Genomic DNA, 24328 nt, shown 5'->3' on the forward strand with positions numbered 1-24328 from the left:
ATTTTTTGTGTTTAAAACCATCAAAACTCGAATTGCTGTAAGCGCAGGAATAGCAATGACGTTTACGTTACTCATTGCTATGGGTATGACTACTAACGCGTATACGACAGTGAGTCAGCAGGTGACCGATAAGGTTAAGGTTCAGTTGAGCGATGCGATTAATTTCCATTTGAAATCCACTGCATCGGAACAGGGGAAAATAATAGAGACTCAACTGTTTCCGGTGCTTGCCAATTTAAATCAAGTTCGATCAATCATAGAGTTGAGCGGTGTAAATTCGGTCGGTGCCGATACCATAGTTAAACAATTTATCGCCGCGTTAGAGGTTCAGGACAAGGCAGTATTTGCAGGCTATATGGTATGGGATCAAAAAACTTGGCCCACAGAATCGGAAGTTCAAGTTGCAGAAGCAATCAATAGTAAGGGCTATCTAGCTCCTTTCTTTTCTCCTAATTCCAATAATAGCTTCGATTCCGTTGCGATGGAGAGTTTCAACAACACAGCGCTCAATAGTAATGGTGAACGGACTGATGACTGGCACTTAATGCCGTTTGAAACCGGTCGTACCTTCGTTATGGAGCCCTATATCTATCCGGTTCGTGGCAGAGATGAATTGATCACTACCATTAGCCAACCCATAAAAGTGAACGGCCACATTATTGGTACCTTGGGTTTCGATTTATCCCTGTCAGAGCTTCAGGGGCAGAGTGAGAAGCTGGCGTATAAATTATTTGATGGTGAGAGTAATATTATTATTTCATCCTGGAAAGGAGCGGTGCTGGCCAACAGCGGCGCACCATCACAAGTCGGTAAAAAAGTTTCCAGGCAATTATCTTCTCAATGGTCCGATATTCAAGCATTAGCCCGTCAAGCAGAAAGTGGATTGATGTCCATAGGTTCCCAAGAATATGCGATCACCTCAGTCAATACCTCTGACTCTCATTGGATCGTGATGGTCTCTGTTCCCAGAAGTAAACTGATCCAAGGGATAACAGAGTTTGAAACCTGGAGTGATATACAGAATGAGAGTGCGATTAAACAAGGGGTTTTAGCAGGTCTCTTCGCTGTCATACTCGGTATTGTCGCCATGACCATGATAGGTAACTCTCTGGGAAGAATACTCACTAATCTGGTTGAACGTTTTAAAGATGTCGCCGAGGGAGACGGTGATTTAACTTATCGGATTGAAAAAAGTGGTAAGGATGAAACGGCGCAGCTAGCACATTGGTTTAATACCTTCTTAATCCGTTTACAGGAGACATTAGGTACTGTCATGCAGACGGCTGAACAGGTTGAACTGAGTTCTGCTAAGGGTAAGTTACAAGCAGAAGATTCAAAGCAGAAGCTGCTTGGCCAAGTTAACGAAGTTAACTCTCTGGCCACAGCTATCAATGAGATGAGCGCAACGGCGCAGGAGATTGCCAGTTCGGCTGTTCAAGCGGCTGCGGCAGCAAGCCAGGTGCAATCCAATAGTGTAAGTGGCATGAAACAGATGAGCAACACGGTATCGGCAGTGAGTGATTTAGCATTAAAGATCAACAGTGCTCAGGGACAAACTCGAAATCTAGCAAAGTCCAGTGCTGCGATTCAGGGGATTTTATCGGAAATAGGCGGGATTGCAGATCAAACTAATTTACTCGCACTCAATGCAGCTATTGAAGCTGCGAGAGCGGGCGAAGCGGGGCGGGGTTTCGCTGTCGTTGCCGATGAAGTTCGTAATCTGGCAACCCGGACTCAGAGTTCGACCGAAGAGATCCGTAAAATGCTTGCACGTTTGGAAACTGAAACCCAGTCTATCGTTGATTTGATGCAAGAAAGTCAACAGCAGGCCATAGGAACGAAAGAGGAAACGCAAGCTGCTCAGCAAGCACTTGCAGAGATCAATCAGGCGATTGAAGTTATAAATGACATGAATAATCAAATCGCTTCAGCGGCAGAGGAGCAAAGCGCCGTAGCTGAAGAGATTAATCGTAACGTAGTGGTGATTAATGATACGGCAATTGATGTGATGGATAGCATGACTTCTGCGGTTACCACAAGCGTTGAACTGGAGGGGAGTGCTGGGGATCTTCGAGTCGAGTTAAATAAATTTAAAACTAAGTAGCTCATAGAAGCGGGAAATACAGCTTTAGTGTTGGCAACTGATTTGAGATGATGGCTTAGGCATCGTTCTGAGGAATGAGCACAGAATTGGTTCCTTAAAATAACTGGTCTAGCTGCAATTTTACAGGCTAGGCTAGCTTAAATAACCAGATGGATAACTTGGATTTATTAATGAAAGATGTACCAACTAAAATCAGCTTTTTTGAAATGCTCACCCCCTTTGTTGCATCAGGGAAAAAGACCATCACCATCAGGGATGAGTCTGAGTGTCATTATGTGCCAGGGACCCAGGTCGAGGTGTATACCTTAGAAACTAATATTAAGGTTTGTGACATAAAAATTGAGTCGGTAGAGCCGATACTCTTCAGCGAGATTAACGAGTTTCACGCCCAGCAAGAATACCTTGAGCTACCAAAGCTAAAGGAGATAATCAGTAAGGTTTATCCAAATACAGAACAACTCTACGTCATCTCCTACAAGTTGGTTTAGCGAGGCGGAGGCAAGGATAATATAGGTTATTTAGACACCATCTTTCTAATCTGCTCAGCCAGCTCCTCATCGCTTAAGTCCGATGACGGCGGTGTCACTATGCCTATCTGAACTGCTGGTCGTTTGGCTATCTCATTCAACCAGCGTTCCAGGTGCCCGAGTCCCGAGATATCGACGCCGCTCCACTCAAAGATACGTACCCAGGGCCAGGTGGCTATGTCGGCTATGGTGTAGTCATCCCCTGACAGGTAGCGGTTATCGGATAGCTGATGATTCATGACTTCAAATAATCGACGGCTCTCGTTTTGATAGCGCTCGATGGCCGTTGGGATCTTCTCTGGCAGGTAACGGTGGAAGACATTAGCTTGACCCATCATAGGACCTACAGCGGACATCTGGAACATCAGCCATTGCAATGTTTGTGAGCGCTTGTCAGGATGTGCAGGCAAGAGTTTTCCAGATTTTTCGGCTAGATAGATAAGAATGGCACCGGACTCGAATACAGCGAAGTCATTATTGTCTCTATCGATAATGGCGGGGATACGGCCATTGGGGTTAATTGCGATAAATTCAGATTGCTTCTGATCGGCTTGCATCAAATCCAAGTGATGGACACTATACTCCAATCCCATCTCTTCTAGTGCGATAGATATTTTATGGCCATTGGGGGTTGCGGCGGTATATAAGTCGATCATAAAAACTCCTGAAGATTGAGTAACAGCTTACTAATACCAATCGGTATAATTCATTACTTAAAGACTGATTACAGCCTTCTCTGTATTGACCTGAGTCCGGTGATTTTTATTTCAATTAAGCTGCAAAGCAACTCTTCAGATGACCTAATAATGGGCCAGGAATTTAGTTATTCCTCTCATTCTTAGAACAGAGGTAAGGTAAGTCAGCTTTACTTACCTGTAAATCTACTTATATCGTCATTTTATGACAAACAGATGATTACCGGGTGCCTTTTATCAAGGGGATACCATTGGGGTCAACAAAGTAGCCTTTTAGTTTATTGACTACTGAATCTGCTATGTTCGAGCAATTTTATTTAAGCTGGGCACTAGGGTATTTTGTGTAACTCACTTTTGACATAGGTCCTGAAAGTTTCACGGACAAAGCGCTGGTACCAATTATCGGTACCGAACTCTTCACCTGTTTTGATCTGCTGATCTATTTATATTCAACTTCTGGCAATACGCATAACATTTCAAAAAGTAAATTAGCTGCAAGTAATGATGTATTACCACTTGTATCGTAAGGAGGAGAAACTTCGACTAAGTCGCAACCTATCACATCTAATCCACGGCAACCTCGAATAATTTCTAGAGCTTGAGGAACTGTTAATCCTGCTATCTCAGCCGTTCCAGTACCTGGAGCGTAGGCTGGGTCTATACCATCAATATCAAAACTAATATAGACCGGACCTTTCCCAAGCTTTTCTCTTAGCTCTGACATTAAAAGCACTAGGGATTTATTCCAACATTCTTCTACAGGAACAACTCTGAATCCTTGCTCTCTTGACCACTCAAACTCTTTGGATGAATATCCTGTACCACGTAAACCTATTTGTGCTACTCGGTTTCCATCAATTAGTCCTTCTTCTACTGCTCGTCTAAATGGAGTTCCATGAGCTATTTTTTCACCAAACATATGTTCGTTTGTATCAGCATGAGCATCAACATGGATCATCCCCATAGGGCCGTATTTTTTACTTAGAGCACGCAAGATAGGCAATGTAATAGTATGATCACCACCGAGGGTTAAAGGCTTACAGTTATTCGAGATAATCTCATCATATGCATGCTCAATAATGTCCATACTCTTTTGAAGGTTGAAAGTATTGATGGCAACATCACCTATATCAGCCACTTGAATGCTTTCAAAAGGGGCTGATCCAGTGTAGACATTGAATGGTCTCAACATTCGTGATTCATCTCGAATTTGGCGAGGGGCTAAACGAGCTCCTGGCCTATTAGATGTTCCAATATCCAGTGGTATTCCAATAAAACAAGCATTTAGGCCAACAGTGTTCGTTTGAGTTGGGAGTCTCATCATTGTAGCTGGGCCGCCAAAACGGGGCATTTCATTTCCACTAAGTGGCTGGTTTAACGCTTTTTTACTCATTGCCAATGCTCCATAACAGGGTTAATTGTTTTCTTTTTAATATTTACTCGTTAAGTTTAAAACGAATATCAAGGTACAAAAATATTCCCTAATAAGGTTAAAATCGGTAACGCTATTAGTAGACGAAGACACCAAATTGCGAGTAGGTTTAATAGATTTAAACCTATATTTGCCCTGATAAGTATTATTGCCACTTCAGATAAGAAAATGATTTCATTTATCGCCACACCAGCAACTACAAAACGAGTTAGCTCACTTTCAATGTGGGCACCTAAAATTGAAGGCATTAATATTTCTATTACTCCAGAAAGAATTGCGGTTGCAGCGAGAGAAGCTTCTGGTAGTTGGAGTAAATTAAGTAAGGGAATTAATGGTATTGAAAGGAATTGAATGACGTTGGTATATTCAATTAAAGCAAGCCCTCCTACTCCAATTAGCATCAGTGTTGGAAAAACCGTGATTGCGACATCTGAAGCAGTGTGGATACCGTCTTTAAGTTGTGTCCAGATTGAGGGAGCACAATCCGCACGCTCTATTCCTTTACGAAGTGCGAATTTAAAAGGGTTTCCATCTATATTAATTTCATCGCGAGGAGTCACGGGAGCATTAGTGAAAACATCATTTGGTATTTTTTTAAGTGGCGGTAGTTTCGGCACTATTATTGCGCAAATAATTCCAGTTATTACAACAGAGATGTACCATTGAATAAATAAGTGTTCAAGCTTAATAAACGATAACATGACATACGCAAAAGCAATACTAACGACAGAAAAATTAGTCGTTATCATTGCAGCTTCTCGTTTGGTATAGAGACCTGTTCGGTATTGTTGAATCGTTAGTATCATGCCTACACTAGAGGCTGATAGCCATGATGCAAGGGCATCTACTGCTGCAAAACCGGGTAAATTGAATATTCGTTTAAATCGTTTATTTAATAATGTTCCAATAAATTCCATTAAGCCATAATTTGTCAATAACGGTAAAAAAATAGCACTTAGGAAGTACAAAATTAGCAAGACAGGTGCTACATCTAACAGCATTACGCCACCGGTCTTACGATCCCAAATCCATTCTGGCCCTATATTTAGGTAAATCATAATAATGCTGATGGCACCTAATACCCTAATTAAAATCCAGATAGCTCCCGGATTGAACAATTGAATAAAGCGGTTTTTACTTTTTTCTAAGAGCGGAGTCATAGGAACAATGACTGATAAGACTGCTGATGTAATCGTCAACATAAGCGATATCGGTAGCATATATGCTTTGAAGTAAGCATTAAGGCTGGAGATTAGGTAAGCAATTATAACTGTAAATTTACCATCTATTATGAATGGTGTTAAAAACAATAGGACCCCCACTAAGGAAGGAAAAGCAAAACGTAGTAAGCGCTTTGTTGAATAGTTCTTCACTGCTGTCGCTTCGAGCGGATCAGACTCTGAATTTTTTGAGGCATGACCTATTTCATTATTCATGTGACTACGAGTCCTATTTTTAATTGTTTTTATGTAAGGTTTTAATGTCACAAGCCATATTTAAGAAAAGGCTTAAGCAGTATATTGTTGGAGTTTTTATTTTGAAGTGTTTCTATAGAGTATCTAGGTTTGCTGTGATCTTTCATGGCGATAAAGGTAGATTAGCTAAGATAGGGGGCTGTTTTTACTCGTTAGAAGGCAAAAGTATTGCGCCACAGTTATGCGGGCTTGTGAGTGAGAAACGGTAGTCACCAGAGCCAAATATTCTCAGTTTTTTGAAAGCATAGCCCTCTTGGCTAGCTGTTGTGTCTTGGGCCTTTCAACTTGAAAGGCCCACTCTTATTAGCATAGTTAATGCGATGGTCTTGTGGCTGTGCTTTTAAATGATGAGGGCGATTAAACATGCATATTCTTTTATCATTGTCCGCCAAGACTGGTAGGGCAGGTCATCATTGTTTGCTTTAGTAATCCAAATCTAGTGCGAAGCATAGGTAGCCCATTAGCTTTTGGGTGTGCTTAAATTCGTTGGCACACCAGGAGACAAAGTCTTTATCTGTGATCTGTTTAGCCTCTATCGATTTGATGGCGATAAAGTCTTTACGCTTTAACTCATCTAACATGGGGTGGGTCTTATCATATCCTCTTGGCGGGCGTACCAGGCTGCTGCCCTCCATCTCGAATCCTGCTTCTCGCAACTGAACTAATGCCTTCTTATAGGCATTGGGGTTTTCATCGATACAGGTACGTAGTTTGTTTAATGCCTTTGAGTCGGGATGCCAAATCCCCGCACCGATAAAGCAGCCATCGTTGGCAATATGCAGATATAGGCCTGGAGCGTGGACATCTTTGCCCTGAAAGTGACGAAATTGAATGCCGACATTGGTTTTATATGGGGTCTTGTCTTTACTGAAGCGGGCATCACGCTGGGGACGCATTAAGCTGCCACCGACTTTCTTGGAGGTGGCAGTTAATCTTGGTGATAGCGCCAGCACATGGGGCTGCATGGCTTCGATAAATTTAAGGGCCGGTGTGCGAACTTCATCTTCATATTGGGCCTGATTAGCCTTGAACCATTCCCGTTCGTTATTTGTACTGAGCAGGGAAAGAAAGGAGAAGCTCTTGGTAGTAAACATAGGTACGAGACCCTAATGATTGATAATGAAGTAAAAAATAACATAGGAGTAACAGGATTGGGAGAGTGAAGTGAATATGTGGCCACCTTTGTCTGATCGATGCTGATTAATAAGCCTAATATGGACAATTGACAGCGCTGTCATTAGGCGCTAGTGTGTAATTGATGTTCAGTTGTTAATAAGATGTTTTCTTGTGTTTGACGGGCTCTGTGTCGGTTTAGCCTTAACAGGGGAATGTCAGACAAATAAAATAATAATCTAAGGATGAGAATATGGCTGGCGGAACCCCAATCACGAGCTCAGGCTCTCAGTCACAAGACAGTAAGTCTCGAGTCGGCAGCGTGTTTGTCGCCTCCCAATACAAGGGAGCCATGGTGTTACTGGTCGTGCTCTACTTTATTATCGGTTTCACCACAGTATTGAACGATATTCTTATTCCTGTGATGCGAGAAATTCATCAATTGTCGAACATGGAAGCCATGTTTGTGCAGTCGGCTTTTTTCATCGCATTCGCCATCTGGGCTATTCCCGCAGGACTTGTGATGGAGAAGATAGGTTATAAGCGCTCCTTGGTCCTGGCATTGGGCATCATGGGTATCGGCTATCTCTTGTTTATTCCCGCCGCCCACTATATGGAATACATGGGAGTGTTGTTTGCACTCTTCGTGCTGGCCACTGGTGTCGCATTCTTACAAGTCGCCCTTAACCCTTTAATCGTCAAAGTTGGCCCGGAACAAACTGGATCGGCGCGGATGAATTTAGGTGGCAGCTTTAACTCCTTTGCGACTACGATTGGCCCGGTTATCGGCGGCGCCGTTATCTTATCCAGCGTGCAGGAGATAGACTTTACCTCCCATGGCGAATATATCATCGCCAAGGCGGCTGCGGTTCAAATTCCTTATTTGGTGCAAGCCGTGGCGATTATCGGTATCGCGGCACTTATCTATTTCACCCGACTGCCGAAAATCGACAGTGTTAGTACATCCTCGGCCGGTAGTCAGGTAAAGGGATCCTTTTTCGACCATAAGCACTTGATGTATGGCGCAGGGGGGATCTTCTGTTACGTGGGGGTCGAAGTCTCTATTGGTTCGATTCTCATGTTGTATCTGGCAACTCCAGAGATGGGCGGTCTTGGACACGAGCAGGCTGTGCCTTTGCTGGCGTACTACTGGGGCAGTACCATGCTTGGTCGCTTGATTGGCTTCGTGGTTTGTCAGAAGATCCGCACTCAATATCTATTGCAGATAGTCACAGTGGCTGCGTTAGTACTTATCTTGGGTAGTTTTATGCCCTTCGCACTGGAAAATACCCTGGCTATTCCCGTGTTATTCAGCGATATGGCAGCCATAGAAGTGCCGCTTGCTGCCCTGTTTCTTATTCTGTGTGGTTTGTGTCATTCGGTCATGTGGCCGGCGATTTTTCCCTTATCGATCGCAAATTTAGGCGCGTTCACTCCCAAGGCTTCGGGCCTGCTGTGCACCATGATAGTTGGTGGCGGTATTTTGCCACCACTCCAGGGTTTTTTGGCAGACTCTATCGGTTATAAGTGGAGCTTTATTCTCTGTGCACTCTGTTATGTCTATATCCTGTTCTTTGCCTTCATCGGCTATAAGGCAGGCCAGAGTAGCGAGGTAGATGAAGCAAGTACCGATGAGGTTTCGGTGGCTAGCACCTAAGGTTAGCGCTTGCTAGCAGGTGAGAGTTGACATGTAATCTTGATTGGATTGTTTAAAGAAAAACGCAGCGATGAGCTGCGTTTTTTTATGGACGGATAAAATGTTACTGCAGGTCTATATTGCAGCTGTAATTATAGACTTTGCCTCTGGGCCCAGAACTCTCGCCAAATGGACTGATATTTAATGAAATAGTTAGTCATCCATTGAATCAATATTCGTGAGATTTACATTCGTTATAATTACGTTGTTAACTTGTTGCTACCGTGATCTTCTGTTAGCTTCGGGAGCGTAAGCAAACGAAAATACCGTAAAAGGCGATAGTCGTAGCCGATAATTTGCGGTGTGTTCGAATCTAAATAGTAACTCTAAACAAAAAATATAATGGAGCAAATCTATGAAGTTATCTAAAATTGCAGGCGCAATCATGGCCCTGACCGTGAGTGTGTCTACAAGTGTAATTGCAGATGATGATCGATATATTATTCAAGTCGATAGCAGCAATAAAGGTGTCATTAAGGCACTGACTAAGCAACTCGGTGGTCAAATCCATGTGGACGGCAATGGCTTTATCGCCGCCACTTTTAGCGGTAAAGATCTTGCCCAAGTGAAAGGGCTGCTTAACAACCCACATATTAAGTTGATTGAAGCGGATCAGCGTCGTCAACTTATGTCGGCCTACAGTGATGATGCCGGTAATCCCATGACCGAGCAAGTCACACCTTATGCCGTGTATCAATCTCAAGCTAATCAAGTTGCATTCAATGCCAGTGCGGGCATGAAGGTGTGTATTATCGATTCTGGACTCGATGCCAGTAACACAGATTTTGAGTGGAATAATATCAGTGGCGACAATGATTCAGGCACAGGCAACTGGAATGAGAACGGCGGGCCACACGGTACGCATGTAGCTGGCACGATTGGTGCGGCAGACAATAATGTCGGCGTGATTGGTATGGCACCGGGTGTCGAGATGCACATCATCAAGGTGTTTAACGATGATGGTTGGGGCTACTCATCAGACTTAGCCCATGCAGCAGATCTTTGTAGCGCGGCAGGTGCCAACATTATTAGCATGAGTCTAGGTGGCGGAGGCTCTAACTCTACCGAGTCTAATGCCTTCCAGTCATTCGTCGATGCAGGTGGCCTGGTGGTCGCTGCTGCGGGTAACGATGGTAATAATGTTCGCTCATACCCTGCGGGTTACCCATCTGTGATGATGATTGGTGCTAATGATGCCGACAATAAAATTGCCGATTTCTCACAATTTCCTGGTTGTACGACCGGACGTGGCAAGCAGGTGAAAACAGATGAGACTATCTGTGTCGAGGTCACAGCTGGTGGAGTAGATACACTTTCGACTTATCCTGCCAGTATGGCTACGGCAGCGAATATGACTGCCGATGGTGCAGCGTTTGCGAGTTCAGCCATGGAAAACCCAGGTAGTGTCACTGGCAGCACTTACTATATGGGCACGGCAGAGGCAACCGATAGCGGTGCTAATGGTAATGTCTGTGTGATCGATCGCGGTAATATCTCATTCCACGATAAGGTGGCAAACTGTGAAAACTCAGGTGGCGTTGGCGCGGTTATCATTAACAACGAACCTGGCATGTTATATGGCACGCTAGGTGATACCAATGCCACTAGTATTCCGGCTGTTGGGGCTGCATTTGAGGATCGCAGTGCGTTATTAGCGGCGGGGAATATTGCTATCGACATCGGCACTTCAGATTATGGTTTTATGAGCGGTACCTCAATGGCAACCCCAGCAGTGTCGGGCTTGGCTGCTCTGGTTTGGTCTAACCATAACCAATGTACTGGCAGTGAAATCCGTGAAGCCTTAAAGGCGACGGCCATGGATAGTGGCGCTGCTGGTAATGATGTTTATTTTGGCTACGGTATCGTTAAAGCGGCAGCAGCAGATGCATACCTTACTGCTAATGGCTGCGGCGGTGACGGCGGCGGAGAGCCCGGTGGCGACTTTACTCTGAGCGCAAATGGCTACAAGAGTAAAGGCGTGAAGAAGGTCGATTTAACCTTTAATGGTGCTGCGGGGACGAATGTAGATGTTTACCGTGATGGCAGCTTGATTGTCACGACATCTGCCAGTTCGACGTATACCGATAGCATTAGTTCTAAAGGTGGTGGTTCATATAGTTATAAGGCCTGCGATGAGGGGACATCTACTTGTACTGCCGAGCAGACGGTTGTTTTTTAGGTGTTACTTGTTAAGTGACTTGCTAATTGATTTAACTTAAGTCGCTTGAAAACCCTGGTTTAACCTCAGCCTGACCGCAGCACTTTTGCCGTGGTCAGGCTGAGGTTTTATGGTTTACACCGGACCTTTATTTCAATACCTTGTATAAGCTGATGCGTTCGCCGCGATAGTAACCGGTTAGTTTGACCTGTTGTACCTGCGCAGCCGTGGTGGCATTGGTCGGTAACCATTGCAGATCGATCTCCCCGAACTGACGACTAGTGGCTTCGCTCTCCCCGTTAGTTCTTAATACATGAGCTAAGGTTGTGGAGTGCAGGCTTTTTTCGGAGCTGCTGAGCCAGAGAGTAACCAGATCCCGTGAGAGCATCTGATAGCCGACCTTTATCGATGAGCCAACAAGATTTGAAAATTGAATGTAATCGATTGCCCCATAACGAGAGATGATGATTTTATCTGTGAGCATGCTCATGCCGTACGGATAGGCCTTATCATAGATCATCGATTTGATTATTTTTCGTGCCGTATTATCGAGCAGATAGACGCGGTTAGCCGTTAGCACCGAGCTGTATTTGCCTTCGGGATCAGACACCACACGCTTGACTCGGCTATCGAGTTCTAAGCTGGCAATAGGCTGATATGAGGAGCGTGTATCGAGCCAGGATACGGTATTTGTGCCATCGCTGATCAGGAGCTCGCGATCATCATTGACGAAGCAGGCATCAAGAATATCCGCCTTAGCTATGTGGTTCTTGGGGGCCAGAGTCTCGGTATCCAAGATCATAGTTTGACCATAGCTCCCCTGAGTGACTAACAGCTCAGCTCCCTGTTTACTAAGTATCAGGCCAGGATCTGAGGTGCTCAGATTATAGACCTGATTGCTTGCCACTAAGGTTTCGCTGTTTAACAACTTCAACTCTGCAGTTTGTCCCGAACCATTGGTGAACACAGCCATCACACGTTTCTTACTGTAGATAGGGGTTAACCAATTGATATGGTTGTTGAGGCATTCGGCTTCAGACATCGGCAGTTCGGGTTTCTCTATCACTATGGGATCGGTTCCCGATGCGCCGCTGTAGCTGTCGATAATAAATTGTTTCTTCACGCCTGAGGGGCTGGGGGATTTAGCGTTCTTGCCTATCTCTGACAGATAGATGCCGTTATCCCCGGAGGCGTTACAGGTATTGCTGATTGAATTATCGCCGTATGCGGTTGGCTGATAAATTAAATAGGCCTGCTGATTACTCAGGCCCTGAGCGGCAAATGTGAGGCTGGAGGTGACCTGGATTCCTCCTGTGCCAGTACAGATACCATATTCACAATGATCATCATCATCATCATCGTCGTCATCATCATCGTGATCAGAGTCCTTAAGCAGAGCGGATCTCTGGGGAGATGCTAGTGCCGAGGTGGCGGGAAACGATGAATATGTACCTGTGCCAGTATTAATCTGTAGCAGTTTGTCATCTGAGGTTAGCGCCAACAAGAGACCTGTGTTCTCATTCATGGTGATCGATTTTGGCGATGTCAGTGGACTGAGTGGGTATGAACCGGACAAGAGATAGTGATTGTTTAAATTCACGAAACTGGTATCGAGATCCGCCTGACTGAGTGATTCCCTTATATCGAATGTTCTGTTTGTCACCATTTTATCGACGGCCGCGGCTATTTTTAAATAGGCCGAATCACCGGATAACGAGATGGCATGATGGAAAGAGGCGATTAATTGTGCAGTTTCATTTTCGGGTCCATGAATAACATCGAGATCGGTGAAATTAATATTATATTTGTCCCCGAATATCTTCTGTAAATAGGCTTTTGCCTGACCTGAGTTGCCCGAAACCATAGGGTTAAATAACACTTCATTTTGGATCAGAGTCGTAAATGGGCTGACGAGTTTCGCCCCACTATTGGCTGTAAGGAAGTAGCCATTCGAGTCGATTAAAAATGGCCCTGACGCGCTCGCTGTCAGGCTCTCAAGATTGGTTATGGTCTGTTCAAGAACACCGCATTCCCCGTTAAGATCAATATCCTGACAGACAGGGTAGTCTCCATAGGCATAGTGATTCTTACTCTGGGTATTTGTGCTGTCATCACCACCGCCACAAGCCGTCATCAAGGTACAACTGGCAACCAATAAAGCAATTTTAGATACTTTTAAACATTCACTCATAATATTTACATCGTCACCTATCGAAATAAAAGATCGCCAACCGCCACAAAGGCAGTCGATGTAATCGCTGTTACGTAAATTAACAGAATAAAACACCAAATGATATTGATAATGGATCTCATCCGCATTATCATCCGCCAAAATGTAAAGCCGATGTTTATTTGGTTAATAAAAAAATCTTCCTAGGGATCTATTTCAATGGTGTTCAGAAGTCAGCCATCATCTTTGGTTATAACACTCGTTTTAACGTCTTTCTTAGCCGCCTGCGGAGGTGCTGAGCCGGACAGTAAACTGACATCAACGACCGAGCCAGTGATCCCGAAAAATACGTTGACTGGGGTGGCACTGGACGGTTATTTGAAAGGTGCCAGAGTGTGTATCGATCTCAACCACAACTTGTATTGTGACAGCCATGATGGTGAAAGCGTACTGACCGGAGCGACAGGTGAATTTACCTTGGCCGTAACGGGTGAAAATCTGAGTCGTTACTCTGTCATCGTCGAGGCTATCCCTAATCAAACTGTAGACATGGATAACCCAGATAAGAAAATCGATAAGGCATTCGTGCTGTCGGCTCCGGCGACTCAAGCCGCACTGGTGACGCCATTTACTAGTCTGATCACCACCATAGCCGCACAGCGAGGCACACATTTCGATACGGCGAAGCTCATTCTGGCTCAATTGCTGGCTATCGATGCCGAAAACTTGATGTCAGATTATGTTGCCGGTCAAGACAGGATAGATAAAGAGCTGCATTTGCTGGCTCAGGGCCTGACCAAGATCATGCAGGCTGGTGAGCAGGCCTCGGTGGAGAGCGGTATCGGCAGGAGCATTGCTCGTCAGGGCACCAGAGCCAAGTTGGGCTTGCTGGATCTCTCAGTGCTGAAAAGTCGGACAGATAACTTGGTGGGGACCAATAATCCCCAGGCCATGGATGACATTGTCAGGGATCATGTCGGGGAAGTGCTGGTGTCGCCTGCTGAGATCTTGAACAATCGGGTGGTCATCATACCTAAGGCGCCTAAGTCAGGCCTGGTTAATGACGAATCTGACACTTTCTCCTGGAGTTGGGTCGGTCATTTTACCGACATAAGTGATTATGAATATTCACGCGATGGCGGTAAAACCTGGCAGGTGGTGAGTGCCATGCCCCTCTATGTGGGCCTGGATGCTTACGGGGTTGGCGCGATCCAAGTTAGGATCAGAGCCGATAAAAATCGAGGCCGTCAGGCGGGTCAGCCTGTGCTGTCAGACAAGGTATTCACTCGGGTACTTATGCCTTCGGCGCCTGCTAGCCTGACAATCAATGATGCGAGCAATGTTTTCGACTGGCAGTTTGTTCCTGAACATACTGATTATGCCTCCTATGAATATTCACTGGATACTGGAGTCAATTGGCAGCCGATAACGGCCAAGCCTCAGCCTGTTGAAGATTTCGCTATTACCGCAGGTGCTCTGCAGCTCAGGTTAACCGAGCGGTCCGAGATCAATATCCCGGCCGGTCACATCATCTCTTCAACGACTCCCTTCACTGTGACACCCGCTCGTCCCTTGGCGCCGATAATCCTTGCGGTCAATGATGAACATGACAGTTTCACCTGGGAGCTATTGGCGGCATTTCCTCGGGTAGCTAACTATGAAATTTATCTGGACGGCTCTTGGCGTCAGGCCAGTGGCAACCCAGAGTATATCGGCAATAGGGATTATCCGGCTAACAGCATAAAAATACGTGTGCCAGCTAACATTAACAATGGCATGCCAGCCGGGTTCTCTGCCGTGATCGCTCAGGTGTTCACCCGAGACTTAGGCAAGCCTGTTGCGGCGCTCAATAGTGTCGTGGATGATATCAATGACAGTTTCGATTGGGACTATGTGCCAGGGTTTGAGACTGCGGCACATTACGAGATCTCTACCGATGCTGGGAAAACCTGGGGCGGCGCCAACACTAAACCGGCCGTGATAGACGATGGGCAGTTTGGCATAGGTCAGGTGTGCGTACGTGTTATCGCCAACGCTATGGGAAGCCATGTAGCGGGAGGAATACTCTGCTCGGAGGCCGCTTTCACCCTTAAGTCTGTGGCTCCCGATGCGCCCACTGTGCCGGTCACCGATGATGTACTCGATACCTTCGGCTGGCAGTGGGCCCCGGGATTTGAGCGGGCCGCAGGTTACGAACTCATGACACCGGATCAAGACTGGAAAACAGTTAATGCCAACCCCTATCAACTGCCAATGGATAATATTTATCAGGCCGGTGAAGTCAGGGTGCGAGTCAAGGGGGATGCCTTATCTGGTCGGGAGCCTAGCTTAGCCTTGCTCAATACTCAGGCCTATACTGTCAAGCCGTCAACGGCCGCAGCGCCAACAGCCTCGGCTGTCGATGATGCTCTCGATACTTTTGGCTGGCAATGGACACCTGGGTTCGAGCGAGCCGAAGATTATGAGCTCATGACACCGGCTCAAGACTGGAAAACAGTCAACGCCAACCCTTATCAACTGCCGATTGATAATACTTATCAAGTTGGTGAAGTCCGTGTACGGGTGAAGGCCGATACAGTTTCGGGCCGGGAGCCCAGTTTACCCTTGCTCAATCCCCTGGCCTATACGGTTAAGCCAGCAATAGCTGTTGCGCCTACAGCCTCTGCTGTCGATGATGCTCTCGATACCTTTGGCTGGCAATGGACACCTGGGTTCGAGCGAGCCGAAGATTATGAACTTATGACACCGGTTCAAGACTGGAAAACAGTCAACGCCAACCCCTATCAACTGCCGATTGATAATACTTATCAAGTCGGTGAAGTCAGGGTACGGGTGAAGGCCGATGCAGTCACTGGCCGGGAGCCTGGCTTACCCTTGCTCAATATCCAGGTCTATACGGTCAAACCAGTCAGAGCGGAGGCTCCGACCGCGCCAGTTGTCGATGATGTACTCGATACTTTTGGTTGGCTGTGGACGCCAGGATTCGAGCGAGCCGAAGATTATGAGCTAATGACACCGGCTCAAGATTGGAAAACAGTCAACGCCAACCCTTATCAACTGCCGATTGATAGTATTTATCAAGTCGGTGAAGTCCGTGTACGGGTGAAGGCGGATACAGTCACAGGCCGGGAGCCCGGCTTATCCTTGCTTAATATCCAGAGTTATACGGTCAAGCCCTATAGAGCCGATGCGCCGACCGTGCCTGTTGTCGATGATGTGCTCGATACCTTCGGTTGGCAGTGGACACCGGGATTCGAGCGAGTCGAAGAGTATGAGCTCATGACACCGGATCAAGACTGGAGAATAATTAACGCTAACCCTTATCAACTGCCGGTTGATAATATTTATCAAGTCGGTGAAGTCAGGGTACGGGTGAAGGCCGATGCAGGAAAGGGCCGGGAGCCTGGTTTCTCCTTGCTCAATACTCAGAGTTATACGGTCAAGCCCTTAACAGCCGCAGCGCCGACCGTGCCAGTTGTCGATGATGTACTCGATACCTTCGGTTGGCAATGGACACCGGGATTCAGCCAAGCCGAAGATTATGAGCTTATAACACCGGATCAGGATTGGAGAACCGTTAACGCCAACCCCTATCAACTGCCGATTGACAATACTTATCAGGTCGGTGAAGTCCGCGTACGAGTCAGGGGAAATGCTATAACGGGCCAAGAACCCAGCTTACCTTTAGCTAATATTCAGGCCTATACGGTCAAACCCGTCAGAACTAAGGCTCCGACCGCGGCAGTTGTCGATGATGCTCTCGATACCTTTGGCTGGCAATGGACACCGGGATTTGAGCGGGCCGAAGATTATGAGCTCATGACACCGGCTCAGGACTGGAGAATAGTCAATGCCAATCCCTATCAACTGCCAGTCGATAATATTTTTAAGACTGGTGAAGTTCGGGTGCGGGTGAAGGGAAATGCTTTAACGGGCCAAGAACCCAGCTTACCTTTAGTTAATACTCAAGTTTATACGGTCAAGCCATCTCAGCCTGATGCGCCGATAAACCCACAGCAGGACGACAATCTCAACAGTTTCGATTGGGATCTACTCACTGACTTTTCTCACCCAAGATATTATGAATTTTCTGTCGATGGCGGCGCGACTTGGCTGATAGTCAGTGAGAAACCTTTGCAGCTGGGTGAAATAAATCTTGCGGCCGGCATGGTTCAGGTACGCGTCAAGGCGAATGCGACCAATGGCATGCCTGCAGGCAAGGTCCTTGTCAGTACCGTTGATTTCATCGGCGGCATGCAACCCGATGCCCCTACTCATCCGGAAATCGTCAATGCCAGCAGTGTCGGTATAACCAATGGCCTCAAGTGGAGCTGGGTTCCCGGTTTTGTTGAGGCTTCACATTATGAATATAGCAATGATGCAGGCCTGAGCTGGACTGCAGTAGGCAGTAATCCGCAACATATGGGCTCACAGGTTTATAGCAAAGATAAGCTGCAGATCCGTGTGCGTGGTAATGCTAAGGCCACAGAAGTGAATGCGCCGGGGAAAATCATGGATGCCACTGGTGCCAGTGGACAATTTATTGTTATGGAATTTGTCCCTATGTTATCTGTGGGCCAGGTAATGACTATCTCCGAGTCATCCAATGGCAGTAATCAATATCGTTTCGATACCAATCAAGGGTGCTGGGCACAGTTTGACTCTAATGGAGAAGGTGAGCCTAGGTATTGGGGCGGAAAAAGCAGTTACTTCGATAAGACAAAGCTTGTCGACGAGCTGGCTTCTTTGAACCTAAATTCTGTTTGCGGTCTGATCGGCTGGGATGCTCCCCCTGAGTCTCTGGTGATGGCATCAACGGCCATAAGCAGTTCGGGGAATAATAAACCTGTGAACATGAGTCGAGGCTATGGCTCGTTTTGGGCAAAGTCTGGTTCAGATTATGTGCTATATAACAATGGTGCCATAGCACAGCCGAGTTGGAGCAATTCGTATTATCCCTACTGGATACTGGGAGAGACCAGTGAGCTTGTAGCGCGTTTATTGGCCATTAAAAACGATGCGGTGACTGGGGTTAACTCCTTAGAGATCTTGGAAATCGACTTGAATACCAGCCTGCTAGCCGAGATGGTTAAAACTGACCCGGTACTTAATGATGTCGAGAAGATTCAGCTGGATATGCAGGCTTTGAACGGTGAGGCGAGGGCACTGGCAACTGAGCTAGATGAAGCTTATGTGGCATATCGACTCTATGTGGATCTGATCATAAAAAATCGCCCGACTACGACGAGTGTAGACTTGGCTTCGCTGCAATCTAGCTTGGTCGAACTGCAGGCGCAAAAGACAGACATTAACTTAGTATTGACCCGAACTCAGGCTTCGATAAAGGCGCTGCATGCCCTTAATTATCTGTTGATTCTGGGAAAAAATCTGGACGATGTGATCAATAAGATAACCTCGATAGCCGGAGACAATGGTCAGGTGCTACACGGCGCAGCGCTTGAGTTGTATCAGGCGATTCACCAGTTGCAGCTGACCCTAAAAGATTTCGATGCTATCTATACCCAGTTAACCGAAGCGCTGGACTCAGGAGGGCTCAGTGATGCCATCAATACTGAGCTCAATATTTTGCTTGCACGCTTAAATGCACTCGAGTCGGGCGCAGATGTGACATCGGCGCAAACGACGGCGATGCAAGCTTTAACACGGGCAAAGAGCGATGGCTATACCGTGCCCGCAGCCGATGCCGTGATCGGTACCCATTTCAGTAAGCTGGATATTAATGGTGACTATTTGCCGAGTAATACCAGCTTCGCCCAAGGCTGGCGTTGTGTATTCGACAGCAGATTTGCTAATTATTCGAGGATCTGGACCTTGCTGGGTGATGGTTTGCCTGGGGGCTCAGATAACTTGCCATTCGATGATGGCACTAATACAGAGTCGAACGTAATGGGCACCAGCGGCTTATTGAAGCGGCGCAATGATGCCAACTACTGCGGGCATAGCGATTGGCAGGTACCAGGCCTGACTCAGACAGAAACCTTAGCCACTTCAGGTAGCAGTTATTCTAGAACCATAGACACCAGTGTGTTTCCCAACCATCTGGCCCTGACTGATGAATATGATAAGTACAACGGCGGCAAACGTTTCTTCTATTGGCTAAGTAAGGCCCATGTCAGTGACGGAGCCAAGCAGCAGGCCTTCACCTTTAAAACAGCTAACAATTATGGCTCCAGCAAGGATTTTTTCGACAAATCTGTTGGTGAGCTCGATAACAAGATTTTTATCGCCCGCTTTGTCAGCGAAATCTCTCCCTATGAATTAATCGATATTAATGGCTCAGTGACATTGGTGTTGGCTAACGCCAAGTGCACCCGAGACAAGGTCAGTGGCAATTACTGGCAGTTATTCGATGATAAAGGCGGTGCAAGGTTTAAAAAATTCAACGATCTTGCAGCGATTGTCGATGAGGTTAATACCGCTTCACTGTGCGGTCTGACCACATGGGCGATACCAAGCTTCGATGAGATTAAAACTCTATATCCTTTTGATCAGTCAGTATTTATAAATAATGAGGTGAGTGGGAATTACAATAAACTAGCCTGTTATGTTTCATCGGATGAATCAAGTTTAGGTTATTCCGGCAAAAGAAAGAGATGCCTGAAAATAGATGGAACCGAGGCATATGTGACTTATGAGGGGGGCTATAATATGTATCCCTCTCTGTATCGATTACGCGGGGAATAACTAGCGTATATCGAATATTAATTCAAGCGTATTAACACCAGAGGAATAAAAATATGATGAATACTATCAAGAAAAAACAGCGCGGCGCAGCTGCAATCGAATATGCAATATTAGCGGCGGCCATGTCTCTGGTTATGTTTAGTTTCTTAGGCGAGGATGGGAAGTTGACTAAGGCTATCGATGCCGCCTACGAGACCATAGTGTCCAAGCTGGAAACGATTCAGGAAGAATCATAACGCTCACCTTTAAATAGATGGAACTGTTCCATCATCTCTAAATAGAAATACTCATAATGACAGTAAAACGTTTAATGTATTTCTCGGTTTTTATATCTCTGGCTGGCCTTATTGGCCTGTACCTGAGTATTTCTGCGCCCCAGAAGCAGGTAGATATAAAAACGGAGAATGTAATACACGAAATTCTCGTGGCTAAGCAGGAAATTAAATCCGGCCAGCGATTCAGTGCTTCTTTATTCGAATGGAAAGCACTGAATGAAGATGAATTGACTGGCTTAGTGGATCATATCGGTAAGGATAAGTTCGATATTCTCAAGTTTAATGGCTCAGTGCTTGTGAGCTCGTTTACTGCCGGACATATCATGAGTCTGTCGGATTTTCTTAAGCCTGAAGAGGGCGGCTTTCTGTCGGTGTCTCTTCGTCCCGGATACCGCGCGGTTTCTGTGCCAGTGGATCAGGTGACAGCTAACTCTGGCTTAGTGGGTCCTGGGGATTTTGTCGATGTCTTATTATTAGCCTCCCAGGAGCAGGAGCTTCGCACCCGGGGCAATGAAACACAGAGCTTGTATGTGAAAACAATAGCGAGGAATGTCCGTGTGCTTGCCTTTAACGATGCCGTCAAAGTCGAACAATATATAGCGGCGCAGAAGGAGAATAAAGGTTTTATTCCCGATGACAGTGCGGTGACATTAGAAGTATTAGCTAAGCAGGCCAACAGAATTATATTAGCCAATCAGTTAGGCATATTGACGCTAGTGTTACGCAGTAACAATGAGCTTGTTGATGAAGCCAATAGACAAGATGAAATTAATATCGCCGATATATTTCCTGATATTAAACGCGTTCAACCCAATATAGGTTTAGTTGAATTCAGAGCCAGTGATAAACGTGTGCTAAATCAAGCAGGGGACAAGAGTGATTAAAGTAATTACCTCCTTTTTGTGTATATTGTTATTTTGTGGGGCATCACAAGCAGAGTCATTAAATATGATTTTAGCCGTGACCCTAAATAAAGCTGAGTTGGTGCAATTGCCTAAAACGGCCAAATCAATATTCATCTCCAGTAATACCATCGCCGATTATCAGGCATTGACCAATACCAAGATCATGGTATTTGGCAAGCAAGCCGGCACCACTTCCCTCTACGTGCTCGATGCCGATGAAAATGTCATCTATTCGGCAAGCGTGAAGGTCAGTCATAACGTCGATGAACTCAATGGCTTGATCTTAAGTGAATTTCCCGATGCCTTAGTCAGCGCCGAATCTATCGCAGGCAAGCTATTTCTGAAGGGCCGGGTGCCGACGCCAACCATGGCGGAGAAGATAATTCGCCTGTCTGAAGGTTATGTCTCTCAACCTCAATCCTCGCAAGGCAAGCAGGGGGGGAAATCTTCGGATCAGGCTAAGGGAGCTAAGCAACAAGGTCAAAATGGCGGCGGGCAGCAGGCTAAATCGGGCACTGCCAGTAAAGGTGAGCTGATCAATCAGTTGCAGATCACCATGTCGACTCAGGTCAACCTGAGAGTGAGGATCGCCGAGGTATCACGTAATGTTTCCAATAAACTCGGTATCAAGTGGGGCTCCCAAGGATTTGGCACAGGCAAACTCGCCTTTATCGATGGTCTGGGCTGGAGCAACCTTTCGGTCATGGTCGACGCGTTAGCGACCAATGGCATGATATCAGTATTGGCCGAGCCTAACTTGACGGCGATTAGCGGTGAGAAGGCCTCCTTTTTGGTGGGGGGAGAGGTGCCCATTCCGCTGATCTATGGCGACACTGTCAGCATAGAATATAAGCCCTTCGGTGTGCGTCTGGATTTTAAACCTACCGTGTTAAGCCCTAATCGCATCAGCCTGCAGATAGAACCTGAAGTCAGTACCATATCCCAGAGCACCAATGTGGTGATGGGAGACTCATCATTTCCGATATTCATGACACGTAAGGCATCGACCACCATAGAGCTGGCCAGTGGCCAGAGCTTCGTTCTCGGCGGCCTGCTGCAATCCACCGACATTGAGCAGATGCAAAAGATGCCCTGGATTGGCGATATCCCCATTCTCGGGGCCTTGTTTCGCTCCAATGAGTTTAAGCGTGAGGAGACTGAGCTGATCATCATTGCCACTGCCTATCTGGTTGAACCCACCCGGGGGGATTCATTGCCTTTGCCTACCGACGGACTCATTCCCATGAGCGATGTCGAGCGCCTGCTGGCCTGGCCCCGAAGGGGAGTGCTCAGCTCGTTGGATACGCAAGTTAACCCGAACGATAATCGTCAGCTGCGTCTGCTTGGCGACAACGGATTTTATTACTGAGGTGAGTCATGCGCTTAATTATTTTATTGCTGCTTAGCAGTCTGCTCTTGGCTTGCTCTGGCGATCCGATAAAACGTCAGCCCGATATCGCCATCGAGGCGGTGACCCATGTGTTTTCTCTGCGGTTAATCGCAGAAACACTCGATAGCGAAGACAGGGCGGCATTGGAAGAGTTCCTGCTGCGCCAGGGCGATCCAGCCAACTTAAGAGTACGTATCGAAACTCACTCTTCACGGGGAGAAAAGGTGCTGAACTCGGTGCAGGAATTATTGCACCGCAGAAATATATATCCCTCGCAGATCCGGACCCTTCGGAGGGAGTCTGCCAGCACCTCTGAAGATCTGACTCTGGTGGTCGAGTCGTATCGCACCTTAGTTCGCCATTGTGATGCGGGCAAAGAGCCTAAGACGATTCTCAACAGTTTTAAACGTTCGGCTAACTTTGGCTGTGCCAATGCCAGCGCCTTGGCTCAGATGGTGGCAAACCCTCGGGATTTGGTGGTGGGCGAGACCTTGTCTGCGACCGAGGGCCGCAAGGCTGTGTCGACTCTGGAAGCATATTATGCTCAACCCAATGCCCCATTGAGGGAGTCTTCACCAATCTCAGGCGCGCTATCAGGCGGTTCTGGAAATTAATTATGAATACATATTTTAACCAGCTTCCAGCCCTAGTCGTGGGAGGCAAAGTGCTTGTCTTGCAATTTAGGATATCTCTCAACATGAGTCTAAGGTCCTACTCTAGATGACTTCAAATATTTACAAGATTCAGGATAGCGGCTCTCAGACCGATTATTCACAATACCGGGTAGCATCGGGTGAGTTAGGCAAACGTATCGCCGTTGCCAGCGCCAAGGGCGGAGCGGGTAGCACCAGTGTCGCGGCTAACCTTGCCTGGGTGTTGTCACAGCAACTCGACAAGCGGGTCGCCTGCGCGGATCTGGACTTTGTTAGCGGCGACTTAGATCTGCATCTGAATATCAGTGCCAATAATAGGCTCACCGAGATGTTGCAGTATCCCGAGCGTCTGGAGCCTATAGTGTTCGAGCGTAGCGGAGTGAAGGCGGCGGAGAAATTGTACGTTTTTACCGGCTATAGTCAGCAGTTGGCCCAGGAGTTTTGGCCCGACTCGGAGGCCTTAGAAGCGACTTCACAATTTTGTCAGCAACAGACAGATTATCTGATCTGGGATATCCCCTCTTTCTGTCTGCGTGACAGTGTCGGTTTCGAGGCTATTCGTAGCGCTGATATTCGTATCGTCATCGTAGAGCCGACACTGGCCTCGATTCGTCATACCAATCAATTATTGACTCAGCTGGCGACAGATCATGATCAGCAGACGATTCTGATCCTTAATCATACTAAGCCAGAGAAGGCTTCTTTGATCTCGTTAACCGACGTCAATCAAGCTCTGGGCCAGAGCGTAGATCTGGTGATCCCATTTAGCCCGGAGAAGATGTTATCCACCGCGACTCTGGGAAGCCATGTTGCCGACGATAACGGTCGACTCGGTAGGGTGTTTAAGCAACTCGCTGCCAGAGTGACGGGTGAACAAGTCGCTCCTGTGAGCCGAATGAAACTTTGGTTCAGGAGAGACTGATGTTTGGACGAAAAATATCGGCTAATCAGAGCCCGTCGCCTCGCTCTGGTTCGGTAGCTATGAGCGAGTCGGTCAAAGATTCCGAGCGTCAGCAGAGTCGATTCGCCT

Annotated in this window: 15 protein-coding genes; 10 read left to right on the forward strand and 5 right to left on the reverse strand. The window is 46.6% G+C overall.

The features are described 5' to 3' along the window. Positions 1-55: 55 nt before the first annotated feature. Positions 56-2104, forward strand: a complete 2049-nt coding sequence (locus tag FS373_RS04480) for a methyl-accepting chemotaxis protein (RefSeq protein ID WP_194165800.1) — start codon at positions 56-58, stop codon at positions 2102-2104. A 170-nt stretch (positions 2105-2274) separates the two neighbouring features. Beyond that, positions 2275-2592 carry a N(4)-acetylcytidine aminohydrolase gene (gene yqfB, locus FS373_RS04485; RefSeq protein WP_144047605.1) on the forward strand — a complete coding sequence of 106 codons (318 nt, stop codon included), beginning with the start codon at positions 2275-2277 and terminating at the stop codon, positions 2590-2592. Positions 2593-2618: 26 nt separating this feature from the next. On the opposite strand, the gene FS373_RS04490 is transcribed toward yqfB, so the two are convergent. From FS373_RS04490 to FS373_RS04505, 4 genes are all read right to left on the reverse strand, one after another. Next, the gene (locus FS373_RS04490; protein WP_144047604.1) at positions 2619-3287 is read right to left on the reverse strand and encodes a glutathione S-transferase family protein; all 669 of its coding nucleotides are present in this window, start codon (positions 3285-3287) and stop codon (positions 2619-2621) included. A 478-nt stretch (positions 3288-3765) separates the two neighbouring features. Beyond that, positions 3766-4719 carry an agmatinase gene (speB, locus tag FS373_RS04495; RefSeq protein ID WP_152828845.1) on the reverse strand — a complete coding sequence of 318 codons (954 nt, stop codon included), beginning with the start codon at positions 4717-4719 and terminating at the stop codon, positions 3766-3768. A 68-nt stretch (positions 4720-4787) separates the two neighbouring features. Further along, a complete protein-coding gene (locus FS373_RS04500) occupies positions 4788-6194 on the reverse strand; it encodes a YjiH family protein (RefSeq protein ID WP_144047602.1) in 1407 nt (468 codons plus the stop codon). 461 nt (positions 6195-6655) lie between these two features. After that, positions 6656-7327 carry a DUF2461 domain-containing protein gene (locus FS373_RS04505; protein ID WP_152828846.1) on the reverse strand — a complete coding sequence of 224 codons (672 nt, stop codon included), beginning with the start codon at positions 7325-7327 and terminating at the stop codon, positions 6656-6658. Between the two features lie 272 nt (positions 7328-7599). Here FS373_RS04505 and FS373_RS04510 point away from each other — a divergent pair, with 272 nt between their 5' ends. After that, entirely contained in the window at positions 7600-9003 is a 1404-nt protein-coding gene (locus FS373_RS04510; protein ID WP_144047600.1) for a sugar MFS transporter, read from the forward strand. Positions 9004-9397: 394 nt separating this feature from the next. Then, positions 9398-11221: a S8 family serine peptidase gene (locus tag FS373_RS04515; RefSeq protein WP_152828847.1), complete on the forward strand. Its 1824-nt coding sequence runs from the start codon at positions 9398-9400 to the stop codon at positions 11219-11221. A 127-nt stretch (positions 11222-11348) separates the two neighbouring features. Here the strand turns inward: FS373_RS04515 and FS373_RS04520 are convergent, their stop codons facing one another. Continuing rightward, complete coding sequence (locus tag FS373_RS04520; protein ID WP_227992490.1) at positions 11349-13391, reverse strand: hypothetical protein; 2043 nt, start codon at positions 13389-13391, stop codon at positions 11349-11351. A gap of 198 nt (positions 13392-13589) precedes the next feature. Here FS373_RS04520 and FS373_RS04525 point away from each other — a divergent pair, with 198 nt between their 5' ends. The 6 genes from FS373_RS04525 to FS373_RS04550 all read left to right on the forward strand — a co-directional run bounded on the left by FS373_RS04525 (position 13590) and on the right by FS373_RS04550 (position 24220). Continuing rightward, positions 13590-20075: a hypothetical protein gene (locus FS373_RS04525; protein ID WP_152828848.1), complete on the forward strand. Its 6486-nt coding sequence runs from the start codon at positions 13590-13592 to the stop codon at positions 20073-20075. Positions 20076-20128: 53 nt separating this feature from the next. Beyond that, positions 20129-20311, forward strand: a complete 183-nt coding sequence (locus FS373_RS04530) for a Flp family type IVb pilin (RefSeq protein WP_144047597.1) — start codon at positions 20129-20131, stop codon at positions 20309-20311. Between the two features lie 56 nt (positions 20312-20367). Continuing rightward, positions 20368-21234: a Flp pilus assembly protein CpaB gene (gene cpaB / locus FS373_RS04535; protein ID WP_144047596.1), complete on the forward strand. Its 867-nt coding sequence runs from the start codon at positions 20368-20370 to the stop codon at positions 21232-21234. Beyond that, positions 21227-22624, forward strand: coding sequence for a type II and III secretion system protein family protein (locus FS373_RS04540; RefSeq protein WP_322619443.1), 1398 nt, complete (start codon positions 21227-21229; stop codon positions 22622-22624). Before cpaB ends, FS373_RS04540 begins: the two co-directional genes overlap by 8 nt. A gap of 8 nt (positions 22625-22632) precedes the next feature. After that, complete coding sequence (locus FS373_RS04545; protein ID WP_144047595.1) at positions 22633-23259, forward strand: CpaD family pilus assembly lipoprotein; 627 nt, start codon at positions 22633-22635, stop codon at positions 23257-23259. Between the two features lie 106 nt (positions 23260-23365). Next, on the forward strand, positions 23366-24220 hold the full coding sequence (locus tag FS373_RS04550; protein WP_152828849.1) for an AAA family ATPase: 855 nt from the start codon (positions 23366-23368) through the stop codon (positions 24218-24220). The last annotated feature ends 108 nt before the right edge of the window (positions 24221-24328 follow it).

Source organism: Shewanella sp. YLB-07 (genome assembly GCF_009377275.1).